Origin of the sequence: Bradyrhizobium sp. AZCC 1721, from assembly GCF_036924715.1 — a bacterium.
Classification (GTDB): domain Bacteria; phylum Pseudomonadota; class Alphaproteobacteria; order Rhizobiales; family Xanthobacteraceae; genus Bradyrhizobium.
Window position 1 is genome coordinate 829,157 of record NZ_JAZHSB010000001.1, and the last position, 12,911, is coordinate 842,067.

Consider the following 12,911-nt stretch of genomic DNA (forward strand, 5'->3'; position numbering starts at 1 on the left):
TGATTCCCGCCGCGGAGTATGGGTCCCTGCGTTCGCGGGGACGACCGCAGTTGCTTGGCGAGACCCGACCCCGCTCTTTTCGTCCACGAGCCATTTCCCCTTCGCCACAAAACCCATTATGGTGCGCCCTCGCTTCGCGCTTGGCGAAATCTAATTCATGGCTAGTATCAAAGGCTTGGCATAGGGCTTGCGCCTTTGGAGGGTGGTTTGACGCGCTATATTTCGACGCGGGGGGAGGCCCCCGTCCTGGGTTTCTGCGATGTGATGCTGACCGGGCTCGCCCGCGACGGCGGCCTCTACGTGCCTGAGGTCTGGCCGCAACTATCGAGCGAGACCATCGCCTCCTTCTTCGGCCGGCCCTATTGGGAAGTTGCCGTCGACGTCATCAAGCCGTTTGCCGCGGGCGAAATTTCCGACGCCGATCTCGGCCGCATGGCGAATGAGGCTTATGCGACGTTCCGCCATCCCGCGGTGGTGCCGCTGAACCAGGTCAGCCCCCATCAATTCGTGCTGGAGCTGTTCCACGGCCCGACGCTGGCGTTCAAGGACGTCGCGATGCAGTTGATCTCGCGGCTGATGGATCATGTGCTGGCCAAGCGCAATCAGCGCACCACCATCGTGGTCGCGACCTCAGGCGACACCGGCGGCGCCGCGGTCGATGCGTTCGCCAATCTCGACAATGTCGACCTCGTCGTGCTGTTCCCGAACGGGCGCATCTCCGACGTGCAGCGGCGGATGATGACGACGACGGGCGCGTCCAACGTGCATGCGCTGGCGATCGAGGGCACCTTCGACGACTGCCAGGCACTCGTGAAGGCGATGTTCAACCATCACGGCTTTCGCGACGCGGTCTCGTTGTCGGGCGTCAATTCGATCAACTGGGCGCGGATCGTCGCGCAGGTGGTGTATTACTTTACGTCGGCGGTGGCGCTCGGCGCGCCCGCGCGTACCGTGGACTTCACCGTGCCAACGGGAAACTTCGGCGACATCTTTGCAGGCTACGTGGCGAAGAGGATGGGCCTGCCGGTGCGCTGGCTGCGCATCGCCTCCAACGTCAACGACATCCTGCCGCGTACGCTCAAGACCGGCATCTATGAAGTTCGCGAAGTTCACGCCTCCGCTTCGCCCTCGATGGACATCCAGGTCTCCTCGAATTTCGAGCGGCTGTTGTTCGAGGCGAGCCGCCGCGACGCTGACAGCGTCCGCCGGCTGATGGCCTCGCTAAAACAGTCCGGACGGTTCGTGCTGCCGGATGCCATGCTGGCCGCGATCCGCGCGGAGTTCGACGCCGGCCGCGCCGACGAGACCGAGACATCGGCCGCGATCCGCGCCGCCTGGCGCGAGGCCGGCGACCTTGTCGATCCCCATACCGCGGTGGCGCTGGCGGTGGCCGATCGCGACACGTCGGATTCGAAGATCCCCAACATCGTGCTATCGACGGCGCATCCGGCCAAGTTCCCCGATGCGGTGGAGGCTGCGTGCGGCGTGCGGCCGCAACTGCCGGCCTGGCTCGACGGCCTCATGACCAAATCCGAACACATCACGGTGATGAAAAACGATTCAACCGAGGTGGAGCGATTCGTGCGCTCGGTCAGCCGTGCCGCGAAGCAGGGAGTTGCCGGATGAGCGTTGATGTCACCAAGCTGCCATCCGGCCTGACCGTCGTCACCGACACCATGCCGCATCTGGAAACGGCGGCGCTCGGCGTCTGGGCCGGCGTCGGCGGCCGCGACGAAAAGTCGAACGAGCACGGCATCTCGCATCTTCTTGAACACATGGCTTTCAAGGGCACCACGCGGCGCTCCTCGCGCGAGATCGTGGAAGAAATCGAGGCAGTCGGCGGCGACCTCAATGCCGGGACCTCGACTGAGACGACGGCCTATTACGCGCGGGTGATGAAGGCCGACGTAGCGCTGGCGCTCGACGTGCTCTCCGACATCCTCACCAATCCGTCCTTCGTGCCGGATGAACTCGAGCGCGAGAAGAGCGTCATCGTGCAGGAGATCGGCGCGGCGCAGGATACGCCCGACGACGTCGTGTTCGAGCACCTCAACGAGCTCTGCTTTCCGGACCAGCCGATGGGCCGGTCGCTGCTCGGCACCGCGAAGACGCTGAAGAATTTCGATCGCGACATGTTGCGCGGCTATCTCGCGACGCATTACCGCGGTCCCGACATGGTGGTGGCGGCCGCCGGCGCGGTCGACCACAAGCGCGTGGTGGAGGAAGCGGCGCAGAAATTTGCCAGCTTCGACGCCACGCCGTCGCCGAAGCCGCAACCGGCGATGTTCGGCAAGGGCGGCTCGCGCGTGGTACACCGTGACCTCGAACAGGCGCATTTGACGCTGGCGCTCGAAGGCGTACCGCAGACCGACCCGTCGCTGTTCTCGCTGCAGGTCTTCACCAACACGCTGGGCGGCGGAATGTCGTCGCGGCTGTTCCAGGAAGTGCGCGAAAAGCGCGGCCTGTGCTACTCGATCTACACCTTCCACGCGCCCTATACCGACACCGGGTTCTTCGGCCTCTACACCGGCACCGATCCCGGCGACGCCCCGGAGATGATGGAGGTCATCGTCGACGTCATCAACGACTCCGTGGAAACCCTGACCGAAGCCGAGATCGCTCGCGCCAAGGCGCAGATGAAGGCGGGGCTGTTGATGGCGCTGGAAAGCTGCTCGTCCCGGGCCGAACAGCTTGCGCGGCACGTGCTGGCCTATGGACGGCCGCTGACGGTGGAGGAGCTGGTCACCAGGATCGATGCTGTCTCCATCGAATCGACCCGCAACGCGGCGCACGCGCTATTGTCCCGCAGCCGGCCAGCGGTTGTCGCGCTTGGTAGCGGAAGGGGACTGGACACGGCGGTGTCTTTTGCGGAAGGATTGACGCAGTCGAAGGCGAAAACCCTTCTACATTGAGGTAGGGCTGGGGAGAGCGGGCATGGCCCTGTTTCGTTTGCCAACCAGCGGACCGGCTGCGCTCGTGCCGCGTGGCCACGGCCTCCTGCTGCGCGCTCCCCAGATGGCGGACTTCCCGCAATGGGCGCAATTGCGCGAACAAAGCCGGACCTATCTGACGCCATGGGAGCCGATCTGGCCGTCGGACGATCTGACCCGCGCCGGGTTCCGCCGCCGACTGCGCCGCTACGCCGAGGATATCGCCGCCGACCGCTCCTATCCCTTCATCATCTTCCGTGAGCGTGATGGTGCCATGATCGGCGGCATCACGCTCGCCAATGTCCGCCGCGGCATCGTGCAGGCCGGGACCATCGGATATTGGGTCGGCGAGCCTTACGCCTGCCGCGGCTACATGACCGCGGCGCTGCGGGTGCTGCTGCCGACGCTGTTCGGTGAGCTCAATCTGCACCGCATCGAGGCGGCCTGCATTCCCTCCAATACGCCGTCGATCCGGGTTCTGGAGAAGTGCGGCTTCACCCGCGAGGGGCTGGCGCGGCGCTATCTCTGCATCAACGGCATCTGGCAGGACCACCTGCTGTTTGGCCTGCTGCATGAGGATTTCCGCGGCTGAACCGTTGATTTCTAGGCCTTTTGGGTGCCTTGGGTTCGCCGCCATTGGGCTGCTATAAGGCCGCGGGAATAGACGATGATGGGGATGGCAGGGACGTCGCATGGGTGACAATCGTTTGCTCAGGGTAGCGATCGCGGCTGCGATCGCGGGGGGGCTGGCTTGCACGATGGCCACACCGGCATCGGCGCAATCGCTGACCGATCGTTTCAAGAGCCTGTTCGGGGGGAAGTCGGACGAGCCGGCCACAGACGCGCCTGCCGCGCCGGTACCGCAGGACACCGGCGACCTGACCTGTCCGCCGGTCACGGTGCGGTCAGGCGCTTCCACCTACGCCGTCGCTGCGCCCGGCAAACAGCCGGTCGGCAACGACCTGCGGTTCCAGGCAACGATCAGCAAGATGGCCCGCGAATGCAGCGTCAATGGCGGCGTGATCACGGCGCGGATCGGCATTCAGGGCCGCGTCATCGCGGGTCCCGCCGGCGCGCCGGCTTCGGTCCAGGTCCCGATACGTGTCGCAGTGGTGCACGGCGGCGTATCTGAGAAGACCATCGCCACCAAGGCCTACCAGACCACGGTCAACATGACCGAAAGCGGCAGCGAACCGTTCACGCTGGTGGCCGAAGATCTCACCTATCCGGTACCCCCCGGCGCTGCCGGCGACAGCTACATCTTCTATATCGGGTTCGACCCGCAGGCCCTGAAGCCCGAGCGCCCTGCGCCGAAAAAGAAGAGGCAATAAGACCTCAAGCATGACGAATTAGATTTGATTGAAGAAGGTGCACTCCCTCTCCCGCTTGCGGGGGAGGGTTGGGGTGGGGGTGTCTCCGCGGGCGACACTCCCAAGTGGAGAGAGCCCCCACCCGGCGCTTCGCGCCGACCTAAGAGCGAGCTTCGCTCGTCTCGACCCCGCAAGCGGGAGAGGTAAAGCGCGTCCGCGGCTAAAGTCATCTAACCAAAAATCGTCGTGCTCCAGGCAAACAAAAAGCCGGCGCGATCCTCTCGCGCCGGCTTTTGATCGATGGTGGAAAGCGCTCAGTTCAGCTTGGCGCGAACCTCGGCAATGCCCTTGGCGAGCAAGTCGTCGGCAACCGAGCCTTTGACCGACTGCGACAGGATGGTGGAGGCGGCTTCGACCGCAGCGTTGGCGGCGGCGGCGCGGACGTCGGCCAGCGCCTGAGCTTCGGCAAGCGCAATCTTGCTCTCGGCGGTCTTGGTGCGGCGGGCGACGAAGTCTTCCATCTTGGCCTTGGCTTCGGTCGCGATGCGCTCGGCTTCGGCCCTGGCATTGGCGACGATCTCCTCGGCCTCGCGCTCGGCGCTGGCGCGGCGGGTCTGATACTCGCCGAGCAGCTTGGCGGCCTCCTCTTTCAGACGGCGGGCGTCGTCAAGTTCGGCCTTGATGCGTTCGCCGCGATGATCGAGCGCCGTCAGTACCGTCTTGTGGATGCCGAGATAGGCAAACAGCACCAGCAGGATGACGAAGGCGATCGCGACCCAGGTTTCCGGTTCGGTGAACATCGGTCTATCCCTTCAACGACGCATCGACGGCTTTGCTCACCGTCTTCTTGTCGGGCAGCACGCCGGTGAGCCGCTGGACGATCGCGCCGGCCGCATCCGCTGCGATGCCGCGGACATTGCCCATCGCAGCTTCCCGCGTCGCCGCGATCTGCTTCTCGGCGGCGGCAAGCTTGGTGGTGAGCTGGTCTTCCAGCGTCTTGCGCTCGGCTTCCGCGATCGCGTTCAGCTTCTCGCGGGTCTCGCTGCCGATGGCCTGGGCGCGGGTGCGAGCGGAAGCGAGTTCGGTCTCATACGCTTTCAGCGCTGCGTCCGACTCGTCTTTCAGCTTCTGCGCCGCAGCCAGATCGCCCTCGATCGCGTTCTGACGTGCGTCGATCACGCTTTCGACGCGCGGCAGCGCAAAGCGGGACACGATCACATAGAGCGCGACGAACGCGATGGCGAGCGACACCAGTTGCGAAGCAAACGTGCTCGACTCGAACGGAGGAAATCCTCCGCCGTGTCCGCCGTCGGCTTCGGTATGGGCGCCGGTGCCCTTGGCCGGGGTACCAGGACTTTTTTCAGCCACGGGGGTCTCCTGTTGCTGTCAGCGCGCCGCCCGGAGGCGGCGCGAGTGGGTGCAGCTCAGAGCGGAACGAACAGCAAGAGCAGCGCGATCAGCAGCGAGAAAATGCCGAGCGCTTCGGTCACGGCGAAGCCGAAAATCAGGTTGCCGAACTGGCCCTGGGCCGCCGAAGGATTGCGCACGGCAGCAGCGAGGTAGTTGCCGAAGATGATGCCCACGCCGACGCCCGCGCCGCCCATGCCGATGCATGCGATGCCCGCGCCGATAAGTTTAGCTGCTGCCGGTTCCATTTCTATAGCTCCTTGAGGGGTAAGACAAAGGTGTGGGTGGAAATTCCCCGGACCGCTTAGTGTCCCGGATGAATGGCGTCGTTGAGATAGATGCAGGTCAGGATCGCGAACACGTAGGCCTGCAGGAACGCGACCAGGAGTTCGAGCGCGGTCAGCGCTACCGTGAGCGCCAACGGCAGCATGCCGCCGACCCAGCCGAGCGCGCCGAGCGACACGCCGAGCATCGCGACGAAGCCCGCGAACACCTTCAGCGCGATGTGCCCCGCCAGCATGTTGGCGAACAGACGTACGCTGTGGGAGACCGGCCGCAGGAAGAACGACAGGATTTCGATGAACATGACCAGCGGCAGGATGTAGATCGGCACGCCGGAGGGCACGAAAATCTTGAAGAACTTGAAGCCGTTCTTGTAGAGCCCGTAGATCAGGACGGTGAAGAAAACCAGGAGGGCCAGCGCCGCGGTGACGATGATGTGGCTCGAAACCGTGAACGTGTAGGGGATGATGCCGATCAGGTTCGAGATGCAGATGAACATGAACAGCGAGAAGATCAGCGGGAAGAACTTCATGCCTTCCGCGCCGGCTGTGGAGCGGATCGTCGAGGCGACGAACTCGTAGGAGATTTCCGCGATCGACTGCAGTCGCCCGGGAACCAGTTGGCGTCCCGCCATGCCGCCGATCATCAGTAGCGAGATCACCGCTACCGAGAGGAACATGTAGAGCGAGGAGTTGGTAAAGGCGATCGTTTGGTTGCCGATATGGCCGATCGTGAAGAGGGGTTCGATATTGAACTGGTGGATCGGGTCGATTTTCATCCGCGCGGCTCTTTATCCACCGGCCTGGCCGGCAATCGAATTTCAAATGTCGTGACTTCCCGTCGATGCTCAGCGTCTGCGGGAAGCTACGCCTGCAGATCTCACCACGTTGACCACACCGGCGACGAAGCCGAGCAGCAAAAACACGATGAAACCGAACGGCGACGTCGACAACAAACGGTCGAACCCCCAGCCAATCGCCGCCCCGACGACAACGCCCGCAACCAACTCCGAGGAAAGCCGGAAACCCAGCGCCATCGCAGATGCTCTGGCAGCCCTGTCTCCGCTTTCAGTTCCGGGTTGATCAGTCCTGAGTTTCCGGCTGTCACGAATTTCGGACAACCGTTGATCCAGACTTCCGAGCCTTGCGGAAAGCGCAGCTTCGTCGGAAGACGGCTGATCGCGATTCCCACTTGCGTTGTCGTTCTTGTCTTCGGCCATGCCCAAGACTCTAAACGATGCCAACGGTTGATGGAAATTACGCCCGTCACCCTTGAAAGCCGCGCGGACCATACTTACCGCGTCTAATCAAGTCAAGATTACGCCGTGACCAGCTAGTGCCTTGATTTTTCTGGAATTATTCGAATGTCGCCTGCTGCCCTGTGGACCTGCGATCGCAGTGCAGCAGTATTGCCACAGGGATCGATCTTGCGCGGATTTGGGCGGTCTGCTGGGATGTCTCGAGCGAAGCGAAAATCCCCGTCCCTGGAACCCGCATGCCGCGTCAGATCGATTACTACTTCTCGATCCAATCGCCGTGGGCCTATATCGGCCATCAGCCCTTTCGTGACCTGGTAAGTACTTACGATCTCAAGGTTAATCACAAGCCGGTGGTGCTGGTCGATCTGTTCTCGGAGACCGGCGGCCTGCCCTTGATGAAGCGCCATCCGGTGCGACAGCGCTATCGGATGGTCGAACTGCAGCGCTGGCGCGACAAGCGCGGACTGAAATTCCACCTGCAGCCGGCGAGCTGGCCATTCAATGCGCGTCTGGCCGATGGCGTCGTGATTGCGGCGCTGGAGGCCGGCCTTGATCCTGACCGATATCTGCGACGGGCCTTTGCCGGCGTCTGGGAAGAGCAGCTCAACCTTGCCGATCCCGCAACGATTGCGAAACTTGCCGATGAATCGGGGCTGCCCGGCAAGCAATTGGTGGAGCGCTCGAGCTCGGAAGAAATTAGCGCAGCCTATGAGCAGAACCGGCAGGACGCGCTCTCGGCCGACGTGTTCGGCTCGCCAGTCTACGTGCTGGATGGCGAGGTGTTTTGGGGGCAGGACCGCATCGAATTGCTCGGAGACGCGTTGAAGTCCGGCCGCGCGCCCTATACCTCAAGGGTATAGGGGCGCGCCTTGAAAGCGCCCGGACGGTCGCGGAAACCGGTGCTGTCCTGAGGCGGGAGCAAGCCCATGAGCAGAGCGAAATCGTCCTCGAAATTGGCCGGCGTCACTGTGCTGGCCGTTTGTCTTGCCGGCGCCGGTCAGGCGCTTGCGGGCCCGATGCCGGAAACCGAGAACGGCCGCTACACGCTGTCGCCGACGGGCGACGGCGTGCTTCGCCTGGATACCCGAACCGGCGCAGTCTCGACCTGCAACAATTCGGGTGCGGGCTGGGCCTGCTATGCCGTACCTGACGAGCGCGCGGCGATGGACGCGGAAATCGGCCGTCAGCAAGCCGACATTGTCCGGCTGCAGGCCGAGAATGAGCGGCTCAAGGCGGACCTCGCCTCGCGCGAACCGACCGTACCGGGCAAGATCGAGGAGCCGTTGCCGAAATCTGACTCGCTGAAGAAGAGCGAGCCGAAGGTTGCCGAGGGCGAGCGCAAGATCGAAATCCCGCTGCCGAGCGACCGCGACATGGATCGTATGATGTCATTCCTCGAGCGGGCCTGGCAGCGATTGATCGAGATCGCCAACCGGCTGCAGCGGGATTTCAGCGGCAAGATTTGACAGGCTCTCGTCGTCCCTTGCGAGCGCAGGGACCCATACGCCGCAGCCTCTGAATCGGCACAGACCGAGGTCGATCGCTCGCAACTACGAACGCCTGTAGCTATGGGTCCCTGCGTGCCGCCTTCGCTAAAGCTTCGGCGAGCCCAACGCCAAACCCCGGCGAAGCCTTGGCGAAGACGGGTCGCAGGGACGACATGTTGAGAGAGCGAATTCATGACCGCATCCAAATCCCTTTCCCGCACTGCTCCGTCCACGATCAGCGCCAACACCATCGTGTCCTCGCAATTGACCGTGCAGACGCGCGGCGCGGGCTTTACCGACCTCACGGCTGAAGTCGCAAAATTCGTCCGTGACGCACATGCGCGCGAAGGCGCGGTGACGCTGTTCATCCGTCACACTTCGGCGTCGTTGACGATCCAGGAAAATGTCGATCCCGCCGTATTGGTCGACCTGGCCACCGCGCTGAACCGGCTTGCGCCCGAAAACGCCGGCTGGCGTCATGACACCGAGGGGCCGGACGACATGCCGGCACACATCAAGACCATGCTGACGGCGACCTCGCTGCACATCCCGGTTTTGCAGGGCGCACTCGCGCTGGGCACCTGGCAGGCGATCTATCTGGTCGAGCATCGCGCCCGGCCGCACCGGCGCGAGGTCGTGCTGCAGTTTACCGGTGCGACGAGCTAGGAACCGAAGCGCCGCAAAGAGACCGCAGCCGGATTGAGATCAGCGATTGGATTGCATATAGGCAAGCCCAGCAGCGCATGCACCGAAGGTAAGCGCCCAGATCAGGCTTGAATCAAGTGACGCGTTCAATCCATACCGCTGCAGCAGGAAAATGAAGGCAGCAGCAGCCGCGGTGTGCATAGCGATATAGCGCCAATGTTTCATTATCCTGCTCTGCCTTTTCGAGAGGCCATATCATCAACATCTAGCCTGATCACGGGTACCAAACAACGGCACTGAACCCAGTGGGTGGTCTCGCTGCGATGTCGTTGGCTTGAAACGTGAAACCGGATCGCAAGCGTCGATCATTTCGATTGGGATCGCGGCTGCCGCGCTTGCGTGAGATCGGCCCGCAGTTGGCTGTGATCCCAGCTCAAAACTAACCGGCCGCGGAGCGGTCCGCGGCCGGCTTGGTTGGGAGTCTCGTATCGCCGCGGCTGTTGCCGTCGGCGAAACCGTTACTTCGTGATGTCGACGTCCTTGGTTTCCGGCAGGAAGAACAGGCCGACAACCGCGGTGATCGAAGCGAAGATGATCGGATACCAGAGACCTGCGTAGATGTCGCCGGTCGAGGCCACGATCGCGAACGAGGTCGCCGGCAGCAAGCCGCCGAACCAGCCGTTGCCGATGTGATAGGGCAGCGACATCGAGGTGTAGCGGATCTTGGTCGGGAACAGTTCGACCAGCATCGCCGCGATCGGCCCGTACACCATGGTGACGAAGAGCACCAGCACGAACAGCAGTCCGATGATGGCGGCGACGTTCGGTTTGAAGATATCGAACGGGTGAGCCATCTTCACGATCTGGGCGTCGCCGGCCTTGGGATAACCTGCGGCCTGCACCGCCGCCAGGACCGCCGGATTGGACGTCTTGGCGTCGGTGTAAGCTACGTCCTTGCCATTGACGACGACCTTCACGCCGGAGCCTGCAGCGCCATAGCTGGTCGAGTATTTGACCGACTGCTGTGCCAGGTAGGCGCGAGCGGTATCGCATGGTGCCGAGAAGACGCGGGTGCCGACCGGGTTAAACAGGTCGCCGCAGCCCTTGGCATCGGCCACCACCTCGACCTTGACCGACTCGATCGCCTTTTCCAGCGCCGGGTTGGCGTTGGTGGTGATCATCCGGAAGATCGGGAAGAAGGTCAGCGCCGCGATCAGGCAACCTGCCAGAATGATCGGCTTACGGCCGATTTTGTCGGACAGCGCTCCGAACACGATGAAGAAGCCGGTGCCGAGCAGCAGAGACCAGGCGATCAGCAGGTTGGCGGTGTAGCCGTCAACCTTGAGGATCGATTGCATGAAGAACAGCGCGTAGAACTGGCCGGTGTACCAGACCACGCCCTGACCCATCACGCCGCCGATCAGGGCGATGAGAACGAGTTTTGCATTGCTCCAGTTGGCGAAGGCCTCGGTCAACGGCGCCTTGGAGCCCTTGCCCTCGTCCTTCATCTTTTGGAACACGGGCGACTCGTTCAAGCGCAGCCGGATCCAGACTGAGATGCCGAGCAGCACCACCGAGACGAGGAACGGAATGCGCCAGCCCCATTTGGCGAACTCGGCCTCGCCGAGCGCGGTGCGGGTGAACAGGATCACCAGCAGTGACAGGAACAGGCCGAGCGTTGCCGTGGTCTGGATGAACGAGGTGTAGTAGCCGCGTTTGCCCATCGGTGAATGTTCGGCCACGTAGGTCGCCGCTCCGCCGTATTCGCCGCCGAGCGCGAGGCCCTGCAGCAGGCGCAAACCGATCAGGATGATCGGTGCCGCAATGCCGATGGTGGCCGCGTTTGGCAGCACGCCGACGATGAAGGTCGACAGGCCCATGATCAGAATGGTGACGAGGAAGGTGTATTTGCGGCCGACGATGTCGCCGACACGGCCGAACACGATGGCGCCGAACGGACGAACGATAAAGCCAGCGGCGAACGCCAGCAGCGCAAAGATGTCGCGCGTGGCCTGGTTGAACATCGGCTGATTTGTCGCGGGATCAATGACGCCGAAGAACTGCGCGCCGATGATGCTGGCAAGCGAACCGAACAGATAAAAGTCGTACCATTCGAAGACGGTGCCGAGCGAAGAGGCTAGAATGACGAAACGTTCGTCTTTCGTCATTCCGGCGGCCTTGCCGGACGTGGCAGTTATTGTAGACATTTCCGATTCGCTCCCCTTTTATGATCGCAAAGATGTGCGTTGCGCTAATCGGCGCGTTATGAATTGGGCTCACTACATGCTTGGAAGGTATGGCCCAATAGTACTTTCGGTGGGACCGGCACCGTTTTCGCGTCGTTTTGGCCGCCGCGATTGCTGATCTGCCGTTTATCTGTGCAGCTTCGGACTAAAGTCCAATGACCGAGAAGACGAGCGCGATGCTCCACATCACGATCGAGATCATTGCGGTCCAGAGCGCGAACAGCAGATACGTCTCGCGCATGACCGTCGAAACTGTCCGCTGCGCGGAGGCTTGCGGCGGACGGCTCTCTTTGGGGAGATAGAGCCACAACTCGGTCCGGCGGTGATCCTTGGTCCGTGCCTCCCAGGCTTTCAAAATCAGAACCAGCGTCATCACGATGCTGAGAAAACCTCCCGCTTGAAAGGCAGAGCGCGGCAGGAAGGACAATCCGATCATGATGCAGAAGATGGCAAGCGAAGCGAAGCCGCAGGCGCGAAGCACTGTTTCGTAGGCGATACGGCGCATCTCTTCCATGATCCGCCACCCCGTCAATCAAGGACATGTGCCGGTTCAAAAGCCGGCCGCAGGGTAGCGGCGGCACGGCCCGTGCTCAACTCTGCGAATGGGCTGTTACAGGCCGATCTTGAGAAAGTTACCGGCCGCGGGCAGCGCCAAAAGGGCGGTTCCCGCAAGCCATATCCAGAGCGATGCGTCGCTTGATTCCGAGCCCCCGGTGATCCGCTCGTAGATCGCCGCCGGAATCCCGCCCAGGATGACGGTGGCGGTCGAAACCATCAGGGATGCGAACATCAGCGTCAGGGACAGGCTGCCAAACAGCAGCGGGCCGGCGAGCAATTGAACGTACAGCAGCGTGAAAATCAGCGCGAGCTGATTGAAGATGCCGTTGATCATGCCGAAGAACGCGATTCCGATGAAATAGAAGTTGCGGTTCATGATGCGGCTCCGCCAAGTCGGGGCGCCAGATTGAACAGCAGCAGGGTGTAGTGAAGGGCGACGCGCAGCCAGAACAGCCAGACGAAGCCGAACAGCCAAATAACAACCGGCGGGGTAACTTTAGGCGTTAAGATCGAGACGGCGGCGACGACGGGATCGGTGATCCGGCAGAAAAATCGCCAGATGTAGTTCGGCGAATCCGCATCCACCATCAGGCCGAGCAGGACGCGGCCGAGCAATGTGTACATCAACACCGCAAGAACAAAGTTAGGCAGATGAAAGTACCAATACGCCGCGAGCGAGCTTGCGATATCCAAGGATGTTTCTCCTCGCAGCCTGATTAGTTGAGACAACCGGCCGAGCATCGCAATCGGCCGCTTTCCGCCAACAATGGCAAGAGCGCGAAGTTCGG

General features: G+C 62.5%; 16 protein-coding genes. 7 read left to right on the plus strand and 9 right to left on the minus strand.

Going from position 1 to position 12,911, the window contains the following annotated elements; all coding sequences use genetic code 11:
- Positions 1 to 207: 207 nt before the first annotated feature.
- The 4 genes from thrC (at position 208) to V1273_RS03980 (ending at position 4,261) form a co-directional block, all read left to right on the plus strand.
- Complete coding sequence (gene thrC / locus V1273_RS03965) at positions 208 to 1,626, plus strand: threonine synthase (RefSeq protein ID WP_334408790.1); 1,419 nt, start codon at positions 208 to 210, stop codon at positions 1,624 to 1,626.
- A complete protein-coding gene (locus V1273_RS03970; protein ID WP_334366379.1) occupies positions 1,623 to 2,912 on the plus strand; it encodes a M16 family metallopeptidase in 1,290 nt (429 codons plus the stop codon). Before thrC ends, V1273_RS03970 begins: the two co-directional genes overlap by 4 nt.
- Positions 2,913 to 2,934: 22 nt before the next feature.
- Positions 2,935 to 3,522: a GNAT family N-acetyltransferase gene (locus V1273_RS03975; RefSeq protein WP_334408791.1), complete on the plus strand. Its 588-nt coding sequence runs from the start codon at positions 2,935 to 2,937 to the stop codon at positions 3,520 to 3,522.
- Positions 3,523 to 3,622: 100 nt separating this feature from the next.
- Positions 3,623 to 4,261, plus strand: coding sequence for a hypothetical protein (locus V1273_RS03980; protein WP_442893704.1), 639 nt, complete (start codon positions 3,623 to 3,625; stop codon positions 4,259 to 4,261).
- Positions 4,262 to 4,554: 293 nt separating this feature from the next.
- Here the strand turns inward: V1273_RS03980 and V1273_RS03985 are convergent, their stop codons facing one another.
- The 5 genes from V1273_RS03985 to V1273_RS04005 all read right to left on the minus strand — a co-directional run bounded on the left by V1273_RS03985 (position 4,555) and on the right by V1273_RS04005 (position 7,148).
- Positions 4,555 to 5,040 (minus strand): F0F1 ATP synthase subunit B family protein, encoded by a 486-nt coding sequence (locus tag V1273_RS03985; protein WP_057845470.1) that lies wholly within the window; start codon positions 5,038 to 5,040, stop codon positions 4,555 to 4,557.
- Positions 5,041 to 5,044: 4 nt separating this feature from the next.
- A complete protein-coding gene (locus V1273_RS03990; RefSeq protein ID WP_334383881.1) occupies positions 5,045 to 5,608 on the minus strand; it encodes a F0F1 ATP synthase subunit B family protein in 564 nt (187 codons plus the stop codon).
- 56 nt (positions 5,609 to 5,664) lie between these two features.
- Complete coding sequence (locus V1273_RS03995) at positions 5,665 to 5,895, minus strand: F0F1 ATP synthase subunit C (RefSeq protein WP_016847054.1); 231 nt, start codon at positions 5,893 to 5,895, stop codon at positions 5,665 to 5,667.
- 56 nt (positions 5,896 to 5,951) lie between these two features.
- A complete protein-coding gene (locus V1273_RS04000; RefSeq protein WP_334366382.1) occupies positions 5,952 to 6,707 on the minus strand; it encodes a F0F1 ATP synthase subunit A in 756 nt (251 codons plus the stop codon).
- A gap of 69 nt (positions 6,708 to 6,776) precedes the next feature.
- Positions 6,777 to 7,148 (minus strand): AtpZ/AtpI family protein, encoded by a 372-nt coding sequence (locus tag V1273_RS04005; RefSeq protein WP_028348040.1) that lies wholly within the window; start codon positions 7,146 to 7,148, stop codon positions 6,777 to 6,779.
- Between the two features lie 275 nt (positions 7,149 to 7,423).
- Between V1273_RS04005 and V1273_RS04010 the strand changes: the two genes are divergently transcribed.
- The 3 genes from V1273_RS04010 to V1273_RS04020 all read left to right on the plus strand — a co-directional run bounded on the left by V1273_RS04010 (position 7,424) and on the right by V1273_RS04020 (position 9,340).
- Positions 7,424 to 8,047 (plus strand): 2-hydroxychromene-2-carboxylate isomerase, encoded by a 624-nt coding sequence (locus V1273_RS04010; RefSeq protein WP_334408793.1) that lies wholly within the window; start codon positions 7,424 to 7,426, stop codon positions 8,045 to 8,047.
- Positions 8,048 to 8,113: 66 nt separating this feature from the next.
- A complete protein-coding gene (locus V1273_RS04015; RefSeq protein WP_442894060.1) occupies positions 8,114 to 8,653 on the plus strand; it encodes a hypothetical protein in 540 nt (179 codons plus the stop codon).
- 213 nt (positions 8,654 to 8,866) lie between these two features.
- Positions 8,867 to 9,340: a secondary thiamine-phosphate synthase enzyme YjbQ gene (locus V1273_RS04020; RefSeq protein WP_334408794.1), complete on the plus strand. Its 474-nt coding sequence runs from the start codon at positions 8,867 to 8,869 to the stop codon at positions 9,338 to 9,340.
- Between the two features lie 497 nt (positions 9,341 to 9,837).
- On the opposite strand, the gene V1273_RS04025 is transcribed toward V1273_RS04020, so the two are convergent.
- The 4 genes from V1273_RS04025 to V1273_RS04040 form a co-directional block, all read right to left on the minus strand.
- A complete protein-coding gene (locus V1273_RS04025) occupies positions 9,838 to 11,487 on the minus strand; it encodes an MFS transporter (protein WP_442893799.1) in 1,650 nt (549 codons plus the stop codon).
- 223 nt (positions 11,488 to 11,710) lie between these two features.
- Positions 11,711 to 12,079: a hypothetical protein gene (locus tag V1273_RS04030; protein WP_334366386.1), complete on the minus strand. Its 369-nt coding sequence runs from the start codon at positions 12,077 to 12,079 to the stop codon at positions 11,711 to 11,713.
- Positions 12,080 to 12,175: 96 nt separating this feature from the next.
- Entirely contained in the window at positions 12,176 to 12,499 is a 324-nt protein-coding gene (locus tag V1273_RS04035; RefSeq protein WP_334366387.1) for a hypothetical protein, read from the minus strand.
- A complete protein-coding gene (locus V1273_RS04040) occupies positions 12,496 to 12,816 on the minus strand; it encodes a hypothetical protein (protein ID WP_334366388.1) in 321 nt (106 codons plus the stop codon). Before V1273_RS04040 ends, V1273_RS04035 begins: the two co-directional genes overlap by 4 nt.
- Positions 12,817 to 12,911 lie beyond the last annotated feature (95 nt).

Coding starts and splice junctions, on each gene's coding strand:
- V1273_RS04030 (WP_334366386.1), bottom strand. CDS start 12,079: ATGGAAGAGATGCGCCGTATCGCCTACGAAACAGTGCTTCGCGCCTGC.
- V1273_RS04015 (WP_442894060.1), top strand. CDS start 8,114: ATGAGCAGAGCGAAATCGTCCTCGAAATTGGCCGGCGTCACTGTGCTG.
- V1273_RS04025 (WP_442893799.1), bottom strand. CDS start 11,487: ATGACGAAAGACGAACGTTTCGTCATTCTAGCCTCTTCGCTCGGCACC.
- V1273_RS03985 (WP_057845470.1), bottom strand. CDS start 5,040: ATGTTCACCGAACCGGAAACCTGGGTCGCGATCGCCTTCGTCATCCTG.
- V1273_RS03970 (WP_334366379.1), top strand. CDS start 1,623: ATGAGCGTTGATGTCACCAAGCTGCCATCCGGCCTGACCGTCGTCACC.
- V1273_RS03980 (WP_442893704.1), top strand. CDS start 3,623: ATGGGTGACAATCGTTTGCTCAGGGTAGCGATCGCGGCTGCGATCGCG.
- V1273_RS04020 (WP_334408794.1), top strand. CDS start 8,867: ATGACCGCATCCAAATCCCTTTCCCGCACTGCTCCGTCCACGATCAGC.
- V1273_RS04005 (WP_028348040.1), bottom strand. CDS start 7,148: ATGGCCGAAGACAAGAACGACAACGCAAGTGGGAATCGCGATCAGCCG.
- V1273_RS04000 (WP_334366382.1), bottom strand. CDS start 6,707: ATGAAAATCGACCCGATCCACCAGTTCAATATCGAACCCCTCTTCACG.
- V1273_RS03975 (WP_334408791.1), top strand. CDS start 2,935: ATGGCCCTGTTTCGTTTGCCAACCAGCGGACCGGCTGCGCTCGTGCCG.
- V1273_RS04035 (WP_334366387.1), bottom strand. CDS start 12,499: ATGAACCGCAACTTCTATTTCATCGGAATCGCGTTCTTCGGCATGATC.
- V1273_RS03995 (WP_016847054.1), bottom strand. CDS start 5,895: ATGGAACCGGCAGCAGCTAAACTTATCGGCGCGGGCATCGCATGCATC.
- V1273_RS04010 (WP_334408793.1), top strand. CDS start 7,424: ATGCCGCGTCAGATCGATTACTACTTCTCGATCCAATCGCCGTGGGCC.